Annotated in this window: 5 protein-coding genes; 4 read left to right on the top strand and 1 reads right to left on the bottom strand. The window is 58.4% G+C overall.

The genetic code is table 11. The features are described 5' to 3' along the window. Positions 1-59 precede the first annotated feature (59 nt). The 4 genes from U0004_RS29000 to U0004_RS29015 all read left to right on the top strand — a co-directional run bounded on the left by U0004_RS29000 (position 60) and on the right by U0004_RS29015 (position 7,095). Complete coding sequence (locus U0004_RS29000; RefSeq protein WP_139144232.1) at positions 60-2,051, top strand: S9 family peptidase; 1,992 nt, start codon at positions 60-62, stop codon at positions 2,049-2,051. Positions 2,052-2,434: 383 nt separating this feature from the next. Continuing rightward, positions 2,435-3,781, top strand: coding sequence for a TolC family protein (locus tag U0004_RS29005; RefSeq protein ID WP_139144231.1), 1,347 nt, complete (start codon positions 2,435-2,437; stop codon positions 3,779-3,781). Beyond that, the gene (locus U0004_RS29010) at positions 3,745-5,916 is read left to right on the top strand and encodes an ATP-binding cassette domain-containing protein (RefSeq protein ID WP_327076266.1); all 2,172 of its coding nucleotides are present in this window, start codon (positions 3,745-3,747) and stop codon (positions 5,914-5,916) included. Before U0004_RS29005 ends, U0004_RS29010 begins: the two co-directional genes overlap by 37 nt. A gap of 3 nt (positions 5,917-5,919) precedes the next feature. After that, positions 5,920-7,095 (top strand): HlyD family efflux transporter periplasmic adaptor subunit, encoded by a 1,176-nt coding sequence (locus U0004_RS29015; RefSeq protein WP_070258170.1) that lies wholly within the window; start codon positions 5,920-5,922, stop codon positions 7,093-7,095. Positions 7,096-7,975: 880 nt separating this feature from the next. Here the strand turns inward: U0004_RS29015 and U0004_RS29020 are convergent. Continuing rightward, a complete protein-coding gene (locus tag U0004_RS29020) occupies positions 7,976-20,767 on the bottom strand; it encodes a ribonuclease E domain-containing protein (protein ID WP_147284992.1) in 12,792 nt (4,263 codons plus the stop codon). Positions 20,768-20,950: the final 183 nt, after the last annotated feature.

Consider the following 20,950-nt stretch of genomic DNA (forward strand, 5'->3'; position numbering starts at 1 on the left):
ATTGGGGGTTTGGCTGGTACGCCGGCCAGACCCTTGTCCCTTCATGATGGAGATGCCAATTGAAAACCTGTTTTGTTCCCACACTACTTACCCTGCTACTCGCCAGCGGCGGTCTGTATGCCACTGCCGCCCGAGCTGACGCATCGATTCCCATCGCAGATTTCTTCAAGCGTTCTGAATTCAACGGACGCCCCGTGTTGTCGCCGGATGGCCAGAATCTTGCCGTGCTCACGCCGCGCAACGGTCGCTTTGTGCTGGCTATCATCAACCTCGCGACACGCGCTTCCACGGTGGTCGCTTCCGACCCTGACTGGGATGTTGCAGGCCCGCAATGGGTGAATAATCAGCGCCTCGTATTTAGCATCAGCAAAGGCAGTGATGAGGTCATGGAAAACCAGACGGGCGGCGGCTTGTTTGCCGTCAATCGCGACGGCAGCGCTTTCCGTATCCTGGTGGCCAGCATCAAGGATGCCATCAGCACGGGCATCCCTTACAAGCCTGTGCAAGTGCTAAAGCGGGTTGGCGATGACAGCAATGATTTAATTATCGCGAATAATGAACGCGGCCGCGGTGCCAAACTGGGCGCCAGTGACGTGTTTCGCGTTGATACCACCACCGGACGCAGAACGCTGCTGACGTTTAACAATCCGGGCGCTGTCAGCGGCTGGCTGCTCGATCACGCAAATGTGATCCGCGTAGCATCGGCCAACACCGTCGAAGAAGGTAGCAAGCGCATCAAACAGACCGTGTACTATCGCGACGAAGAAAAAGCGCCCTGGACGCCGATTTACCAGGCTTACGCTGACGAGGGTAAAGTAATGAATCCGCTGGGCTTTGATTTTGATAACAAAACCCTGTTTGTCGCTGGCCGCTTCAACGGCCGTGACAAGGCCGGCATCCATATCTGGAATCTTGCCAACAATAGCCCCGGCGAATTGATTGCCGAAGATGCGCATGCCGATATTGACGACGGCTTGCTGTTTGACGAGGCACGCAAGAAAATCATCGGGGTATCGGTAGATGGCATGAAGCCGACAATGCATTACTTTGATGCGGAATATGCCCGCCTGCAAGCATCGCTGAACGCCAGCCTGCCCAACGAGGAAGTGCGCTTTCAGTGGCGCGGCGAACATGCGGTGGTCAGCACCATCGGAGTCAATAATGCCGGCAAGATCTATCTGTATGATACGCGCAAAAAAACGCTGGAGTCGTTGTACAGCGTGAAGCCGATTCTGGATGGCAAGCAGCTTTCGGAGCAAAAAGTGACCTCCTACCAGGCGCGCGATGGATTAACCATACCGGCCTATCTGACCTTGCCGCCAGATCGCGCACCCAAAGCCTTGCCGCTGGTGGCCTACATTCATGGCGGACCACACGCGCGCGACGACTTTGGCTACGACCCCACGACCCAGATGTTGGCCTCGCGCGGCTACGCCGTGTTCCAGCCGCAGTTTCGCATGTCGACGGGTTTTGGCTGGAAGCATCACGTCGCGGGCTGGAAACAATGGGGGTTGGCCATGCAAGACGATATCACGGACGGTATCGAGGATCTGGTGAAGCAAGGCATCGTTGACCGCAACCGCGTGTGCATCATCGGCGCCAGTTACGGCGGTTACGCCACCATGTATGGACTGGTGAAAACTCCGGAATTATACAAATGCGGTATCAACTGGGTAGGCGTTACGGATGTCAAGATGTTGTTTACCGTCAACTGGTCCGATATGTCCGGACCCTATATGGACGATCTTGGCGCCAAAATGCACGGCGATCCGAAGACCGACGAGGCGTATTTTCAACGGGTCTCGGCCATCGGCAATGCCGCTAAAATCAAGGCACCCGTCCTGATGGCTTACGGTAGCGAGGACCTACGCGTGCCCCTGATCCACGGCGAAAGAATGCGGGATCAGTTGCGCAGGCAGGGTAATATCGTTGAGTGGATGGTGATGACGGGTGAAGGTCACGGCTGGTCCAAGGAAAGCAACAACATACTGTGGGGCGAGACGATGTACCGCTTTATTGATCGCTATATCGGTCCTGCCGCGTTACCTTGATCCACTTTATTGTCACTTATCAACATGGCCCGCACCAGGAGCGGGCCATTCTTCAAGCCGACTATGGCTCATCAGGGGGGGGCATGTACGCGTTGCGGGCCTCGCCGTAACCGCCTTGTTTTACCCATTAACATAGTAGTGTCAGAAGTACATCCCCGTGCCCCCCGGCTGCGTTAAGCCTTCCGTTTTAAGATCAGTCTGATTGTTCCCGATGGCTCTGAAATATATATTCTAGTCAAGAAAATATGTTGCGCTATCAAGCGCCTTCATTGCACGGATACGAGAACTTAGCGCGCCCATTTGCGTCCGCAATGCCCTCCAACGTACATGCCCAATAACCATACGCCCACTGCCAACGCGCATCGCTGGGCGAACAGCCAGGATTGAACTTCACCGTGAATGTAACGTTATCACCACGACAGGCCGCGACGTGCCATGTTCGCCAACATTTCCGCTTCCGTACCGCCGCGACACTGCTCATCATGCTGGTGGCGCTGCCCACCTTTGCCACAACGAACGATACGCAGGAAAACAATCTTGAGGCATTGGTCGCGATGGCATTGCAGCAGCATCCAGCCATTCTTGCCGAGCGGGCGATGGGCAACGCAGCCCAGGAAGATCTGCACGCTGCCCAGTTGCAACGTTACCCCTCCTTGTCCATGCAATCGGACACTTCCGGCACGTCCCCTAGCGTCATCAGCGCAAGATATACCGTATGGGATGGCGGGCGCACCGAGGCGGGCATCCGCGCCGCGCGCAGCAATACCCTGGTGCGCGGTGCGCAGATGCAGGAAATTGAGCAGCAGCTGGCCTTGCGCGTCATCGACGCCTGGCAAGGGCTGCAACAGGCGCATGGACGGATGCAGGTCATTGCCGCCACGCAGCAAAAATACAGCCAGTTCTTTGCATTGATGCAGCGCCGCGTCAAGGCATTGGTATCGCCAGCGATCGAACTCGAACTGGTCGCCGCCCGCAACTCCCAGATCACTGTGGAAATGGTGCAGGCGGAGGGCGCGGCGCGTGCCGCCCAAAACCGACTCAACGTGCTGCTTGGTCAGGCATACGCGGCCGACTATTTGTTGGGTCCGCTCAATCAGCAAGAGCAAGTGGCGCGCATCGAAACGGATCTGGCGCGCACAGGTTCGCCGTTGGCGGCCGAGGCGGTGGATCATTTGCCATCCGTTATCAAGGCGCGCTTTCAGGCACAGGTGGCCAAAGAACAGGCCAATGCCGAGCGGGCTGGCCGCCTCCCTGAAGCCTATGTGGTCCTGCAAAAGCAAATCGGCAACGCCAACACGCTTAATCCGCAGACCAAAAGCGTGTTTTTTGGCTTGCAATATGCGCCCGGCGCCGGCTTTTCTTCGTCCGCCAGGAGCCGTAGTGCAGATTCCCGCGCTGAGAGCGCCGCCCAAGGCGTCGACCAGGCTGAGAGAGACGCCCGCGACACCATGCAACAGGAAATAGTAGAACTGGGCAACAGCCGCGGCCGGATTATCGCGCTGGAACAATCGTTTACCTCGACCCAGCTGATCATGGAATCGTATCAGCGCCAGTTCGTCGCCAGCCGTCGCAGTTGGCAAGAGGTGCTCAACGCGGCGCGCGAAAACCACGATGTCGGTATCAATCTGGCCGATACGCGTGCCAGCGTGGTCGGCAGCGCCTATCGCTTGCGTGTGCGCATGAATGATCCATTTTGGCAATCCTCACTGAAAAAGAAAGCTTCACAATGAATGCAAGGTCGACATTAGAGGCTGCATTGCAGAACCTCGCACAGCAACAAGGGGCAAGCATGGATGCTCTTCAGCTGAAAGCTTGCCTTGCAAGCAGCAAGGGCGACAGCATAGCCGGGCTGCGCGCTACCTGCAGCGCCCTGGGCATACCCGCCCCGATACCGATGAATCTGCCTGATCGCGCAAGGCTGCCGCTGCTTGCCCTGCATGAGCAGCATGGCTGGGGCGTGATCATCGATATGGATACGCGGGGAGCTTGGCAAGTTACCTTCGCCGCCGGCACCTTGGCTATCGGCAGCGACGAGCTGCGCAAGCGCGTGATGGCCGTCAACACGCATGCCCTCCCGGCAACGGGCACCGGCTTTCACTTCACATTGCAACAGGCCTTGCGGCAATACCGTGGCGTGCTGGTCGAGGCGGCGCTGGCGACGGTCTTCATCGGCATGCTCACGCTGTGTATCTCGCTGTTTTCCATGCAGGTGTACGATCGCGTGATCCCGACGCGCAGCAACGCAACCTTGATTATCCTGGGTGGTGGCGTCACGCTTGCCATCTTTTTGGAATTGCTGATGAAACTGGCGCGTTCACGCATCATGGACAGCGTCGCCATCGGCATGGACAGCCGTCTGTCACGCGATATCTTTCAACGCCTGCTGAGCGTGCGTATCGATCAGATGCCCGGCTCGGTCGGCAGTCTGGCCGGTCAAATCCGTGGTTACGAAAATGTGCGTTCCTTCTACACCGCCAGCACCTTGTTTACCTTGGTGGATTTCCCGCTGGCCCTGCTCTTCACGCTGATCATCGGCATGCTGGGCAGCCCGCTGGCGGCACTGGTGCCACTGTTGTATGGCGTCATCGCCGTGCTGAGCGGCATAGTGGCGCGGCGGCGCATCGACAAACTGGCAATGGAGGGCGCTCAAAGCGCCAATCTGAAGACGGGCCTGCTGGTGGAAACCGTGGAAGGCGCGGAAACCATCAAGGCTGGCGCCGGCAGCTGGAAGATGCTGTCGCGCTGGATCAACGTCACCGCCGACAGCATCCGCAACGACGTGCGCATGCGCCATGTCACCGAAAATCTCGCCTACATAGCCGCGACGCTGCAACAATTAAGCTATGCCAGCCTGGTTGCCCTTGGCGCCTGGCTAGTGATGCGCGGCGAGATGACCATGGGTTCCGTGATTGCCATGTCGATCTTGAGCGGACGCATCATGGCACCTGTGCTGGCCCTGCCGGGCCTGATTGTGCAACATTCCCATGCCAAGGCGGCTGAGAAATCGCTGGAACGGCTGTACGACCTGAAAGCCGACAACGATGGCATAGAGCGGCCCCTGCTTCCGCCGTACTTGCGCGGCCATTTCGTGCTCGATGAGGTGCGCTTTAACTATCCTGGCAGCCCACATGGCCTGCAGATTGGCAAACTTAACATTATGCCGGGCGAACGCATCGGCATCATGGGCCAGATTGGCGCTGGCAAATCCACTTTGCTGCGCATGTTGGCCGGCTTATACACGCCCCAGGCAGGCAGTGTTTTGCTCGATGGTTTGAATCTGGCCCACATCAACCGCCAGGTTGTCACCGAGCATATCGGCTATCTGCAACAGGAGCACCGCCTGTTCATGGGCACCTTGCGCGACAACCTGCTGATCGGCCTGGCCGACCCGGGCGACGCCGCGATCCATGCGGCCATGCAGCGCAGCGGCCTGTCTAACGTGGTAGCACGCCATCCCAAGGGGCTGGACTTGCCCATCATGGAAGGCGGCAAGGGCCTGTCGGGCGGGCAGCGCCAACTGCTGGCATTTACCCGCCTGCTGCTGGCGGCGCCCGGCATCCTGCTGCTGGACGAACCAACCGCCTCGATGGACGCGGAGCAGGAACAGCGCTGCCTGCAGGTGCTGGGGGAAGAAATGCAGCCTGGAAAAACCCTCATCATCGTTACCCACAAGGCCTCGCTGCTGGCGCTGGTGGACCGTCTCATCATCATCACCGGCAACCAGATCGTGCTCGATGGCCCGCGCGACGCGGTACTGCAGCACCTGCGTACGCCGCCGGGCAGCCCGGCCGCGCAGCGCGTTCAGGTGCTTGCCAGCGACCAGCCGACCAATGCAGCCCACTCCACGTCCCTCGAGAAAGATTGATTTATGTCCCCTGAAAACCACCCCCACCATGAGGCGGCGGCACCATCGCGTCAACGCTGGACCTTGCGTGTGGCCATCGTTGGCCTGCTGTGCCTGATTGCCTGGGCTTCCGTATCAAAGATCGATCAGGTCACTCATGCCCAGGCGCAGATTATCGCCAGCGCCAAGACGCAAGTCATCCAGTCGCCGGAATTGGGCGTCATTACCCATATCCACGTCAAGGAAGGCGAGACGGTCAAGGCTGGCCAGCTGCTGGTGACGCTGGAAAAGGAAAGAGCGCAATCGGCCGTGAGCGACAGCAATGCCAAGATCGCCGCCTTGCGCATCGCACTGACGCGCCTGCATGCCGAAGTGTACGGCCGCCCGCTGGCGTTCGATGACACGCTACGCCCGTATGCGGACTATATCCGTAACCAGACAGATCTCTACAACAAGCGTAAGCAAGCCATTGACCAGGACGTATTGTCGTTGCAAAACATGCGGGTACTGGCCGACCGGGAGTTGCAAATGAATTTGAGCCTGGAAGCGACCGGCGACGTCGGGCACGGCGAGATACTGCGCTTGCGCCGATCGGTGGCCGACCTGAATGCGCAGATCACCAACAAGCGCAACAAATACTTCCAGGATGCACAGGCCGAAATGACCAAGGCGCAGGAAGACTTGAATACCCAGGGCGAAATGCTGCGTGACCGCAGCCAGCTGCTTGAGCATACGGAACTGATGGCGCCGGCCGATGGCATCGTCAAAAATATCAAGATTACCACCATAGGCGCTGTGATCCGTGCGGGCGACATTGTCATGGAAATGTTGCCGCTGGGCGGAGACCTGATCGCCGAGACAAAAATTATGCCGGCCGACATAGGCTTCATCGTTAAGGGCCAGTCGGCCTCGGTCAAGCTTGATGCCTATGATTATTCCATTTTCGGCGCGATGCAAGGCGAAGTCATTTACATCAGTGCCGACACCATCACCGAGGAAACGCAAAAAGGGCAGCTATCTTATTACCGAGTCAATATCCGCATCCGGGAAAGCGAATTCAAGGGCAAGAAGGCCAGGCAAATCGAGGTACGCCCCGGCATGACGGCCAGTGTCGACATCAAGGCCATGGAGCGCACGGTATTGAGCTATCTCACCAAACCCATCAGCAAGACCTTTTCCCAGTCCATGGGCGAGCGCTAACGCGCACTGCCTCTTCCAGGCGGCACTTCCGGCCGCCTGCCCCCTCCCTCCCTTCCCGCTGCGCGGGACTTACACCTATCTGCCTCTTGAGTCCGCCGTGCCCAAGTTCCGGCGAGCTGGTATTGCCCTGGCTGGCAACGACCGTCGGGATGTGTGGTGCATCCAATCCATCCATAAGCTTGTGCGCCGCTTCAGGCATATCGACTAACCTACCCTTGGCCGATGATACGATACAGATCGCGCTCATCGGCTGCACCAACGCCAGCGTCACGCCGAACGCCCAAAGCGTATTGTTCGTCATTGTCGTCTGCATCCCCTGACCAGAGCCCGCACCTCGGCAAGTTCATTCACACCGCTGTCGTCATCCTTCGTTTTGGCAATCGCGGCCGGCACTGCCGACAGGTTTTGGTTGGTCACGCCAGCGGTGCCCAGAATTTGCAGCTGATTCCTGGTCGGTAGCGTCTTTCCGGCCGCGCCCCTGCAACGACTAGTGTCGCATGGGAAAAAGTCGTCTATCGGATGTGACGCGTCGGCATAGGCCAGGGCAAAGGCGCATTGCTGCCCTCATGCCCTCGCGCTGCACGTCGCTCGCCTTGTCCAGATCGCGGCCAACTTTGTACACACAGCAGTACGCCCTAGCGGGCGCACCAAAAAAAAATGCCGTCCAGTCTAGGACTGGACGGCATGCATTACGGACAGTTTGATGGCGGCGCCACGCCGGCCGTTGCCCGGGATTCCCAGGCAACGGCATTATCGCAAGCCTGGCGCTACCGGCCGTTGCCAGCGCACCCCAAGCCAGGCGAGGTACCTCTCCTTTCACAAAGGGCCTGATGCCTGCGCGTCACTCGACGCAAAAAACAGGGCGCCGGATGACAAGTGACTACAATACTTGCAAGGCTACATAAGCTAACGAGGTTGGGTCCTTGTCCAACCCATTTGACATAATGCCAGTTCCACTGTTATGGAGGTAATGCTGACCTGGTAAGGGTATTTCTGAGGACCAGTAATTTCCGCCGACCCAGTTCGGAGGCGTGCCATCAACACCTGCCACCGTGCCCTTACCGTTATACGCATCATAGATGGCATGATAATCCCAATGAGGACTGGCTTCATTACTGCCGTTGGTTTTGGGATTGCCGCCTACCGCAGTATTGGCACTTATCGACAATTCGTTACCAACTTGGGGAAGCGCAACCCACAGCATGTCGCCTTTCGCCGTATACAAGCTACCATAGCGGAGCGATGTGGTACCTTCTCCTGTAGGGCTGCTTGCCGAGTGATCGTGGCTAAATTGGAAATATTTACTTATGTCTGCAGTAGTCATCAGATCGCCTTTACTACCGGCAATTCCGTTACCGTCACGATCCCAGAAATAGTAGACCGTTCCAGCATCAACCTCGACTGGGAATCTCAGCGTGCCTGCCGCTTTGGTATGCTCCTTGTCAAACCAGACGTCCACGCTGTCCGGCCTTTTCATGGTGATGTCGACCTTCTGGGTGGACACGTGTCCTATCCCATCATCGGCAGTGATGTTGACAGAGAGTAAACGGTCTTTTTGCATTTCCGCCGTGTAGTACGTCTGCGTCGATTTAAGTGTCACCACGCCGCTGCTGCTGTCGATATTGAACTTGGCGTTGTCGAGACTGGTGCCGAGGGAGAAGGTAACACCGGAAGGATCGGTGGCCGCCGCATCATATACGATGGTTGATGTGCTAATGCTTCCCCCCTTGAGGGTGGCCGTGGCGCCGCTGGTAAATACCGGTGCGCTGGTATCGACCATATAGGCCTTATTATCCGCCACTGCGGTATGCGTCAACACGGCCTGATTGCCGGTGGCATCGGCTATCGTGCCGCCGTTCAAGCTCAGGCTATTGGCCCCGATGCTGATGCCGTTGGTGTCGGTTTGCCCAGCCAAGATGCTGGTAGTGAATATCAGTTGTGTTGGGTCCTTCGCGCTTGCACTTGCATCGTAGACGGCATCGACCACAGTACTGCCGACCATGATCTGCAGGCGCGGCGCCCCCGACACGACGACATTCTCGCTCATCGTCACTTCGAGCTGCACCCCATTGCCCTCTTTCAAGGTATCGCTGCGTGTATTGCCCGAGGAACCGCTGATGCGGACCGAACTGACGGTTGGAGCAATGACATCGACCGCATTGATGACTGCTTGCAATTCAGCGATCGTATCGACTCCGCGACCGTCATTCGATGTTTTCTCGATCGCTGCTTGCATCGCCGGCAGCGTGGCTGCGGTAACACCGGTGATACCCAGGGCATTGAGTTGCGCCAGGGTTGGTGGCGTACCGCCGGCCGCGCCGCTTAACACCGCATTGGCGGCGTCGACAATCCCCTGAATTTCTGCAGTCGTATCGGTCGCAGCCCTGTCGATCAACTGGGTTTTCAAGATATCGACCACAAATTCCTGGTTGCCCGACGTCACGCCCTTGACACCGGCGTTGGCATACGTGTCCAGGCTTGGCGTCGTCAGCGTGGCATCGTTGTCTTGCGCCGCATCGCTGATCGTCTTGACCGCAGCCGCCAACTGGCCAGTCTCGGCCACGCGCTGCAGTCGCGCAATCGTGTTGACGCCCGTGCCGTCGTTCGCCGTGGCGGAGATCGCAGCTTGCACCTTATCCAGGTTTTCAGGCGTCACACCGGTGATCCCCAAGGTCTTCAGTTGTTCCAAGGTTGGTGGCGTTGCGCCTGCCGCGCCGGTGAGCACAGCATTGAAGGCGTTCACAATAGCCTGGATTTCAGGCTGCGTATTGGCGGCTTCGCCATCGATAAGCCGGCTGTTCAAGGCGTCATTGACGGCCAACAGGAGGCCGTTTGTCGCCGGCAGCTGAACACCAGCGCTAGCGTACATTGCCGCTGGGACCACCCCCGCTGACGCGTTGTTAGCTTGCGCCGCATCGCTGATCGACTTGATCGCGATTGCTTTCGATACCACGTCGCGCAACTTGGGGAAGGTATTGACTGCGCTGCCGTCGTCCGCCGTGGCCTCGATCGCTGCCTGCACCACACCCAGGTTAGCTGGCCTCACACCAGGAATGCCCATTGTTTGCAGCTGCGCCAGGGTTGGTGGCGTGCCACCCGCCGCGGCGTCCATTACCGTATTGACGGCGTCTACAATCGCCTGGATTTTTGCAGCCGTATCGGTGGCTGCGCCATTGACTGTCCCGTTCAAGACACCATTCACTGTCGCCAGGTTATCTTGCGATACCCCAGTCACGCCAGCGGCCGTGTAGACCGCTTCGCTTACCGTTCTAGGCGACGCATTGTTGGCTTGCGCCGCATCGCTGATCGACTTGACCGCTGATGTCGCCTGGCCAGTCGCGAGCACGCCCTGCAATTTGGCAAGCGTGTTGACACCAGACCCGTCGTCCGCCGTGGCCGCGATCGCTGCCTGCAGCGCTGCCAGGTTAGCTGGCGTGACATCGGTAATGCCCAGCGTTTTCAGCTGCGCCTCGGTTGGTGGCGTGCCGCCGGCCGCTGCAGCTTTCACTACCTGCAGGTTATCGACAATCGCCTGGATTTTTGCAGCTGTATCGGTGGCTGGGCCATCGACCACGGCACCGTTCAAGACACTGTTGACTGCCTCCAGGTTATCGTTCGACACATCCTCCACGCCAGCGGCCTTGTACAGCGCCAGGCTTGCCGTCCTAGGCGACGCATTGTTGGCTTGCGCCGCATCGCTGATTGCCTTGACCGCACTGTCCACCGCTGCCGCCTGGGCAGCCGTGGCCACGCCCTGCAACTTGGCAATGGTGTTGACTTCAGTGCCATCATCCGCCGTAGCGGCGATAGCGGCCTGCACTGCTGCCAAATTCTCGGGCTTCATACCGTCGATACCCAAGGCATTCAGTTGCGCCAGGGTTGGCGGCGTTGTGCCAGCCGCGCTGGTTAACACAGCATTGACGGCTTGCACAATTGCCCGGATTTTAGGCTGCGTATTAGTGGCCTCGCCATCGATAGGCAGGTTGTTCAAGGCGTCGTTGACGGCCGACAGGATGCCGTTCGTCAGCGGCAACTGGATACCGGCGTTAGCGTACATTTCCTGGTTTACCGTTGTCGGCGACGCATTGTTGTCTTCCGCCGCATCGCTGATCGACTTGATCGCTATGGCGGTTGATACCACGCTGAGCAATTCGGGGATGGTATCTACTGAACCGCCGTCGTTCCTCGTGGCGGCGATTGCTGCCTGCACCGCTTTCAGGTTAGCTAACGTCACACCGGGAATGCCCAGCGCTTGCAGTTGCTCCAGGGTTGGCGGCGCGCCGTCGGCCGCTGCGGTTTTCACTGCCTGGACGGCATCCACTATCGCCTGAATTTTTGCAGCCGTATTAGTAGCAGCGCCATTGATAGGAGTGCTATTCAAGGCGTTGTTCACTGCTGCCAGGTTGTCTTGTGTCACCCCTGTCACGCCAGCGGCGCTGTACATTGCCTGGTTCTGCATCGCCGGCACGGCGTTGTTGGACTGCGCGGCAACGCTGATCGCATTGATCGCTACCGCCATCGATACCACACCCTGCAATTCGGCGATGCGGTCAACACCAGCGCCGCTGTCTTCCGTGGCGTTGATCGCTGCCTGCACCGCTGCCAGGTTAGCGTCCGACACGCCAGTGATGCCCAACGTCTCCAGTTGCTGCCTGGTTGGTGGCGTGCCGCCAGCCGCTGCCGCTTTGACCGCGTTGACAGCATTCACAATGGTCTGAATTTTAGGCCGCGTATCGGTGCGCTGACCATCGATAAGCGGGCTGTTCAGAGCATCGTTCACTGCATCCAGGTTATCACCCCTGACACCCGTCACGCCAGCGGCGGTATACAGCACTTCGCCAGCCGTGCTAGGCGACGCATTGTTCGCTTGCGCCGCATCGCTAATCGCCGTGACCGCACTGACCATCGCTGTTGCCTGACCAGCCGCGACCAGGCCCTGCAACTTGGCAAGCGTGTTGACACCAGAACCATCGTTCGCAGTGGCTTCTATCGCTTTTTGCACCGCTTCCAGGTTAGCTGGCGTCACATTGGTAATGCCCAGCGCTCTCAGCTGCGCCGCGGTCGGCGGCGTGCCGCCAGCCGCTGCCGCTTTGACTACCTGCAGGTTATCGACAATCGCCTGGATTTTTGCCACCGTATCGGTGGCTGGGCCATCGACCACGCCACCGTTCAAGACACTGTTAATTGCCGCCAGGTTATCTCCCGACACACCTGTCACGCCGGCGGTGTCGTACATCGCCGCGCTTGCCGTTCTAGGCGACGCATTGTTGGCTTGCGCCGCATCGCTGATTGCCTTAACCGCATTGGCCACCGCTGCCTCCTGGCCAGCCGCGACCGCGCCCTGCAGTTTGGCTAGGGTGTTGACGCCAGAGCCGTCATCCGCCGTGGCCGCTATCGCAGCCTGCACCGCTGCCAAGTTAGCTGGCGTCACGCCGGTAATACCCAGCGTTTTCAGCTGAGCCTCGGTTGGGGGCGTGCCGCCGTTCGCTGCCGCTTTGACTACCTGCAGGTTATCGACAATCACCTGGATTTTCGCAGCCGTATCGGTGGCTGGGCCATCGACTGCGCCGTTCAAGACATTGTTGACGGCCTCCACGTTATCGCGCGTCACACCGTTAACCCCAGCGGTGTCGTATGTTGCTGCCGTAGGCGTACCGTTCGTCGCAGTGTTCGCTTGCGCCGCATCACTGATCGCCTTGAGCGCTTCCTTAATCGGTTGACTTTCTGGAAGATTATCCACAATCGCCTGGATTTTTTCAGGCGTATCCGTGGCTGCGCCATCGACCGCCGCGGTGTTCAAGGCAACATTCAACGCTGCCAAGTTGTCTTTCGTCACGCCATTGATCCCGGCCTTGGCATACGTTTCCTGACTTGGTGTTGTCGCGGTCGCATTGTCTCCTTGCGCCGCATCCTTGATCGCATTGAGGGCATCCAGAATCACCTGGGCTGCTTTAGCTGCATCCACAGCCGCCTGAGCGACGCCAGCATGCACCACCGCCTGCAATTTCTCAAGCGTGTTGACGCCAGTGCCGTCATCCGCCGTGGCCGCTATCGCTGCCTGCAGCGCTGCCAGGTTAGCTGGCGTGACATCGGTAATGCCCAGCGTTTTCAGCTGTGCCTCGGTCGGCGGCGTGCCGCCAGCCGCTGCCGCTTTGACTACCTGCAGGGTATCAACAATCGCCTGGATTTTTGCAGCAGTATCGGTGGCTGGGCCATCGACTGCGCCGTTCAAGACACTGTTGAGTGCCTCCAGGTTATCGCCCGACACACCCTCCACGCCAGCGGCGGCGTACAGCGCTGCGCTTGCCGTGCTAGGCGAGGCATTGTTGGCTTGCGCCGCATCGCTGATCGCCTTGATCGCATTGGCCACTGCTGCTTCCTGACCAGCCGTGGCCAGACCCTGCAATTTAGCTAGCGTGTTGACACCAGAGCCGTCGTCTGCGGTGGCCGCTATCGCAGCCTGCAACGCTGCCAGGTTCAGTGGCGTCACATCGGTAATGCCCAGTCCTTCCAGTTGCGCCAGGGTGGGCGGCGTACCGCCGGCCGCTGCCGCTTTGACTACCTGCACGTTATCCACAATCGCCTGGATTTTTGCAGCCGTATCGGTGGCTGGGCTATTGACCGCTATGGAATTCAAGACACTGTTGACTGCCTCCAGGTTATCGCCTGACACACCTGTCACGCCAGCGGCGGTGTATGTGCTCACACTTGGCGTCGTTGCCGATGCCGTGTTGTCTTGCGCCGCATCCTGAATGGCCTCGATAGCATCGGATTTTGCTTTGGCAACTACCGCGCCATCCACAAGCGCCTGGATTTTTTCAGGAGTATCGGCGGCGGCGCCATTGATCGCTGCACTGTTCAACAGTGCGTTCACCGCTGCCAGGTTGTCCGACGTCACACCTTTAATACCGCCGGCGGCGTACGTGTCCACGCCTGTCGTTGTCGCCGAGGCAGTGTCGTTTTGCGCAGCATTCTTAATGGCTTCGATCGCGTCGCTTTTCGCCTCGACAGCTACGATATCATTCACGATGGCTTGGATCTTTGCAGGCGTATCGGTTGCTGCGCCATCGATCACTGCGTTGTTCAACAGTGCGTTCACCGCTGCCAGGTTGGCCGATGTCACACCTACAACACCGGCGGCAGCGTACGTGTCCTCGCTAGGCGTCGTTGGCGATGCAGTGTTGCCTTGCGCCGCATTCCGAATAGCGTCAATAGCTGTGGTAGTGATCGCACCATCGACAAGAGCCTGGATTTTTTCGGGTGTACTGGCGGCTGCGCCATCGATCGCTGCGTTGTTCAGCAGTGCGTTCACCGCTGCCAGGTTGTCCGCTGTCACCCCTTCAATGCCGGCGTTGGCGTAGGTGTCCACGCTTGTCGTCGTCGGCGATGCCGTGTTGTCTTGCGCCGCATTCTTAATGGCTTCGATGGCGTCAGTTTTTGCTTTGGCAGCGATCGCGCCATCCACAATAGACTGGATTTTGGCAGCCGTATTCACGGCCGGGCCGTCGATTAATGCGCTGTTCAACAGCGCGTTTACCGCTGCCAGGTTGTCCTCTGTCACGCCCTTGATACCGGCGTTGGCGTAGGTATCCACGCTTGTCGTCGTTGGCGACGCCGTGTTGCCTTGCGCGGCATCGTTGATCGCCTTGAGTGCGTCCTTAATCGGCTGACTCTCTTTAAGACTATCCACAATCGACTGGATCTTTGCGGGCGTATCGGTGGCTGCGCCGTTGATCGCTGTACTGTTCAAGGCTTCGTTCAACGCTGCCAGATTCGCCGACGTTACGCCTCTGACACCGGCGTTGGCATACGTTTCCAGGCTTGGTGTTGTCGCCGACGCCGTGTTGTCTTGCGCCGCATGCTGAATGGTGTCGACAGCATCGGTCTTTACTTTGGCAGCTATTGCGCCATTCACAATAGCCTGGATTTTGGCAGCCGTATTTGCGGCTGGACCATCAATAGCGGCGTTGTTCAACAGCGCGTTTACCGCTGCCAGGTTGTCCGCCGTCACGCCTTGAACACCGGCGACGGCATACGTGTCCACGCTTGTCGTTGATGGAGACGCCGTGTCGGCTTGTGCCGCATCGCTAATTGCCTTGAGCGCGTCTCTGATCGGCTGGCTCTCTTTAAGACTATCCACAATCGCCTGGATTTTTTCAGGCGTATCGGCGGCTGCGCCAGTGATCGCACCACTGTTCAGGGCTTCGTTCAACGCTGCCAGATTAGCCGACGTTACGCCATTAACACCGGCGCTGGCATACGTTTCCACGCTCGGTGTTGTCTCCGACGCTGTGTTGTCTTCCGCCGCATCATGAATGGCGTCGATAGCGTCGACCTTTGCTTTGTCAGCGATCACGCCATCCACTATCGCCTGGATTTTTTCAGGGGTATCGGCGGCTGCGCTGTTTGTCGCTGGGCTATTCAACTGCGCGTTGACCGCTGCCAGGTTGTCCGCCGTCACGCCCTTGATACCGGCATCGGCATAGGTTTGCACGCTTGTCGTCGTTGGCGACGCCGTGTCGCCTTGCGCCGCATGCTGAATAGCGTCAATGGCTTTGTCAGCGATCACGCCATTCACAATCACCTGGATTTTTTCAGGTGTATTGGCGGCTGTGGCATCGGTCCCTGGGCTGTTCAACTGCGCGTTGACCGCTGTCAGGTTGTCCGCTGTCACGCCCTTGATACCGGCGTCAGCGTAGGTTTGCACGCTTGTCGTCGTTGGCGATGCCGTGTCACCTTGCGCCGCATTCTTAATGGCTTCGATGGCGTCGGTCTTTTCTTTGGCAGCGATCGCGCCATCCACAATAGCCTGGATTTTTTCAGGTGTATTCGCGGCTGAGCCATCGGTCCCTGGACTATTCAACTGCGCGTTGACCGCTGCCAGGTTGTCCGCCGTCACACCCTTGATACCGGCATCGGCATAGGTTTGCACGCTTGTCGTCGTTGGCGACGCCGTGTCGCCTTGCGCCGCATGTTGAATAACGTCAATGGCTTTGTCAGCGATCACGCCATTTACAATCGCTTGGATTTTTTCAGGGGTATCGGCGGCTGCGCTGTTTGTCTCTGGGCTATTCAACTGCGCGTTGACCGCTGCCAGGTTTTCCGCCGTCACGCCCTTGATACCGGCATCGGCATAGGTTTGCACGCTTGTCGTCGTCGGCGACGCCGTGTCGCCTTGCGCCGCATGTTGAATAGCGTCGATAGCTTTGTGAGCGATCACGCCATTCACAATCGCCTGGATTTTTTCAGGTGTATTGGCGGCTGTGGCATCGGTCCCTGGGCTGTTCAACTGCGCGTTCACCGCTGCAAGGTTCTCCGCCGTCACGCCCTTGATACCGGCATCGGCAAAGGTTTGCACGCTTGTCGTCGTTGGCGACGCCGTGTCGCCTTGCGCTGCATGCTGAATAATGTCGATGGCTTTGGCCGCGATCACGCCATTCACAATCGCCTGGATTTTATCAGGCGTATTGGCGGCTGCGCCATTGGTCGCTGGGCTGTTCAGCTGCGCGTTGACCGCCGCCAGGTTGTCCGCCGTCACGCCCTTGATGCCGGCGTCGGCGTAGGTGTCCACGCTTGTCGTCGTTGGCGATGCCGTGTCACCTTGCGCCGCATTCTTAATGGCTTCGATGGCGTCGGTCTTTTCTTTGATAGCGATCGCGCCATCCACAATCGCCTGGATTTTTTCAGGTGTATTGGCGGCTGTGGCATCGGTCCCTGGGCTGTTCAACTGCGCGTTCACCGCTGCCAGGTTATCCGCCGTCACGCCCTTGATGCCGGCGTCAGCGTAGGTTTGCACGCTTGTCGTCGTTGGCGACGCCGTGTCGCCTTGCGCCGCATGCTGAATAGCGTCAATGGCTTTGTCAGCGAGCACGCCATTCACAATCGCCTGGATTTTTTCAGGTGTATCGGCGGCTGCGCCATTGGTCGCTGGGTCGTTCAACTGCGCGTTCACCGCTGCCAGGTTGTCTGCTGTCACACCCTTGATACCGGCATCGGCGTAGGTGTGCACGCTTGTCGTCGTTGGCGATGCCGTGTCACCTTGCGCCGCATGCTGAATAGCGGCAATAGCTTTGGCAGCGTTTACGCCATCCACAATAGCCTGGATTTTTTCAGGTGTATTGGCGGCTGTGGCATCGGTCGCTGGGTTGTTCAACTGCGCGTTCACCGCTGCCAGGTTGTCCGCCGTCACACCCTTGATACCGGCATCGGCGTAGGTTTGCACGCTTGTCGTCGTTGGCGACGCCGTGTCGCCTTGCGCCGCATGTTGAATAACGTCAATAGCTTTGGCAGCGATCACGCCATTCACAATCGCCTGGATTTTTTCAGGTGTATCGGCGGCTGCGCCATTGGTCGCTGGGCTGTTCAACTGCGCGTTGACTGCTGCCAGGTTGTCCGCTGTCACACCCCTGATACCGGCGTCGGCGTAGGTTTGCACGCTTGTCGTCGTTGGCGACGCCGTGTCGCCTTGCGCCGCATGCTGAATAGCGTCAATGGCTTTGTCAGCGATCACGCCATTCACAATCGCCTGGATTTTTTCAGGTGTATTGGCGGCTGTGGCATCGGTCCCTGGGCTGTTCAACTGCGCGTTGACCGCTGTCAGGTTGTCCGCTGTCACGCCCTTGATACCGGCATCGGCAAAGGTTTGCACGCTTGTCGTCGTTGGCGACGCCGTGTCGCCTTGCGCCGCATGCTGAATAATGTCGATGGCTTTGGCAGCGATCACGCCATTCACAATCGCCTGGATTTTTTCAGGTGTATTGGCGGCTGTGGCATCGGTCCCTGGGCTGTTCAACTGCGCGTTCACCGCTGCCAGGTTGTCCGCCGTCACGCCCTTGATACCGGCGTCGGCGTAGGTGTCCACGCTTGTCGTCGTTGGCGATGCCGTGTCACCTTGCGCTGCATTTTTAATGGCTTCGATGGCATCGGTCTTTTCTTTGGCAGCGATCGCGCCATCCACAATCGCCTGGATTTTTTCAGGTGTATTGGCGGCTGTGGCATCGGTCCCTGGGCTGTTCAACTGCGCGTTGACCGCTGTCAGGTTGTCCGCTGTCACGCCCTTGATACCGGCATCGGCAAAGGTTTGCACGCTTGTCGTCGTTGGCGACGCCGTGTCGCCTTGCGCCGCATGCTGAATAATGTCGATGGCTTTGGCAGCGATCACGCCATTCACAATCGCCTGGATTTTTTCAGGTGTATTGGCGGCTGTGGCATCGGTCCCTGGGCTGTTCAACTGCGCGTTCACCGCTGCCAGGTTGTCCGCCGTCACGCCCTTGATGCCGGCGTCGGCGTAGGTGTCCACGCTTGTCGTCGTTGGCGATGCCGTGTCACCTTGCGCCGCATTCTTAATGGCTTCGATGGCGTCGGTCTTTTCTTTGATAGCGATCGCGCCATCCACAATCGCCTGGATTTTTTCAGGTGTATTGGCGGCTGTGGCATCGGTCCCTGGGCTGTTCAACTGCGCGTTCACCGCTGTCAGGTTGTCCGCTGTCACGCCCTTGATACCGGCATCGGCAAAGGTTTGCACGCTTGTCGTCGTTGGCGACGCCGTGTCGCCTTGCGCCGCATGCTGAATAATGTCGATGGCTTTGGCAGCGATCACGCCATTCACAATCGCCTGGATTTTTTCAGGTGTATTGGCGGCTGTGGCATCGGTCCCTGGGCTGTTCAACTGCGCGTTCACCGCTGCCAGGTTGTCCGCCGTCACGCCCTTGATACCGGCATCAACGTAGGTGTCCACGCTTGTCGTCGTTGGCGATGCCGTGTCACCTTGCGCTGCATTTTTAATGGCTTCGATGGCATCGGTCTTTTCTTTGGCAGCGATCGCGCCATCCACAATAGCCTGGATTTTTTCAGGTGTATTGGCGGCTGGGCCATCGGTTGCTGGGCTGTTCAACTGCGCGTTCACCGCTGCCAGGTTGTCCGCCGTCACACCCTTGATGCCGGCATCGGCGTAGGTTTGCACGCTTGTCGTCGCTGGCGACGCAGTGTCGCCCTGCGCCGCATGCTGAATAACGTCAATGGCTTTGGCCGCGATCACGCCATTCACAACAGCCTGGATTTTTTCAGGGGTATCGGCGGCTGCGCCATTGGTCGCTGGGCTGTTCAATTGCGCGTTGACCGCTGCCAGATTGTCCGCTGTCACGCCCTTGATGCCGGCATCAACGTAGGTGTCCAGGCTTGTCGTCGTTGGCGACGCTGTGTCACCTTGCGCCGCATTCTTAATGGCTTCGATGGCGTCGGTTTTTTCTTTGATAGCGATCGCGCCATCCACAATAGCCTGGATTTTTTCAGGTGTATTGGCGGCTGGGCCATCGGTTGCTGGGCTGTTCAACTGCGCGTTCACCGCTGCCAGGTTGTCCGCCGTCACACCCTTGATGCCGGCATCGGCGTAGGTTTGCACGCTTGTCGTCGCTGGCGACGCCGTGTCGCCCTGCGCCGCATGCTGAATAACGTCAATGGCTTTGGCCGCGATCACGCCATTCACAACAGCCTGGATTTTTTCAGGGGTATCGGCGGCTGCGCCATTGGTCGCTGGGCTGTTCAACTGCGCGTTGACCGCTGCCAGATTGTCCGCTGTCACGCCCTTGATGCCGGCATCAACGTAGGTGTCCAGGCTTGTCGTCGTTGGCGACGCTGTGTCACCTTGCGCCGCATTCTTAATGGCATCGATGGCGTCGATTTTTTCTTTGATAGCGATCACGCCATTCACAATAGCCTGGATTTTTTCAGGCGTATTGGCGGCTGGGCCATCGGTCGCTGGGCTGTTCAACTGCGCGTTCACCGCTGCCAGGTTGTCCGCCGTCACGCCCTTGATACCGGCAACAATGTACGTGTCGATGCTTGGCGTCGTTGGCGACGCCGTGTTGCTTTGCGCCGCAAACTGAATGGCGTCAATGGCGCCTTCTTTCGACTGTTCCTGCATTGGATCCGCCTGGACCGGTTTGGCTGCTGCGACGATGCCAGCATTCACGACTGCCTGCAATTCCTCAATCGTGTCGACACCCGTGCCGTCATCCGGCGTGGCGGCGATTGCTTTCTGTACCTCTGCCAGGTTCGCAGGAGTTACGCCCTTCACCCCCAGAGTTTCTAGTTGTGCCTCACTTACCGGCGTACCGCCGGCAGCGCCGCCTTTCACAGCATTGACGGCGTTTACAATTGCTTGAATTTTTTCAGGCGTACCAGTGGCGGCGCCATCGGTCGCAGCGCTGTTCAACTGTGCGTTCACCGCTGCCAGATTGTCAGCCGTCACGCCCTTGATGCCGGCGGCAGTGTACGTGTCCACGCTTGTCGTCGTTGGCGACGCTGTGTTGCCTTGCGCCGCATCGCTGATAGCCGTGATGGCTTGCACCGTTTTTTTACTCTTGCTTGACTGCATTCCTGAGGATGCTGCACCAGCCACAAGAAGTGCACCACCAATTCCTGGCAACAATGCCATGTCCATCATTGGCAATGACAGTGCATCCGGAGTTTCTGAATACATCAGATAACCATCATCAAGTGCTTGCAAGGGCGAAGTTGACTGAGAAATACTGATGGAGCCGTCAGCCGAGCTATTGATATCGAAAAAACTCGGATTGCCAGGACTAGCATCCCTGTAGAAGTTATTCAATTCCAGCACCAACTGATCGTCCACGGTGACATGCAAATTGTCGCCGACACGTTTGACCTTCATACCGGCTGGCGCCTTTCCCGTAGCCGGGTTTACTAATTCATAATGCATGCCAGGCCGGACGCTGAGGCGTTTCGAGAGTTTAGCAGGAACAGCGCTTTGTGTTGCCGCGCCAGAATTTGATGTTTGAATAAGATTAAGTGTCATAGAAAGCTCTTTTTAAAAAATATAAGAAAATACGGGGAT

It is taken from the genome of Janthinobacterium lividum (assembly GCF_034424625.1).
In the GTDB taxonomy this organism is placed as follows: domain Bacteria; phylum Pseudomonadota; class Gammaproteobacteria; order Burkholderiales; family Burkholderiaceae_D; genus Janthinobacterium; species Janthinobacterium lividum.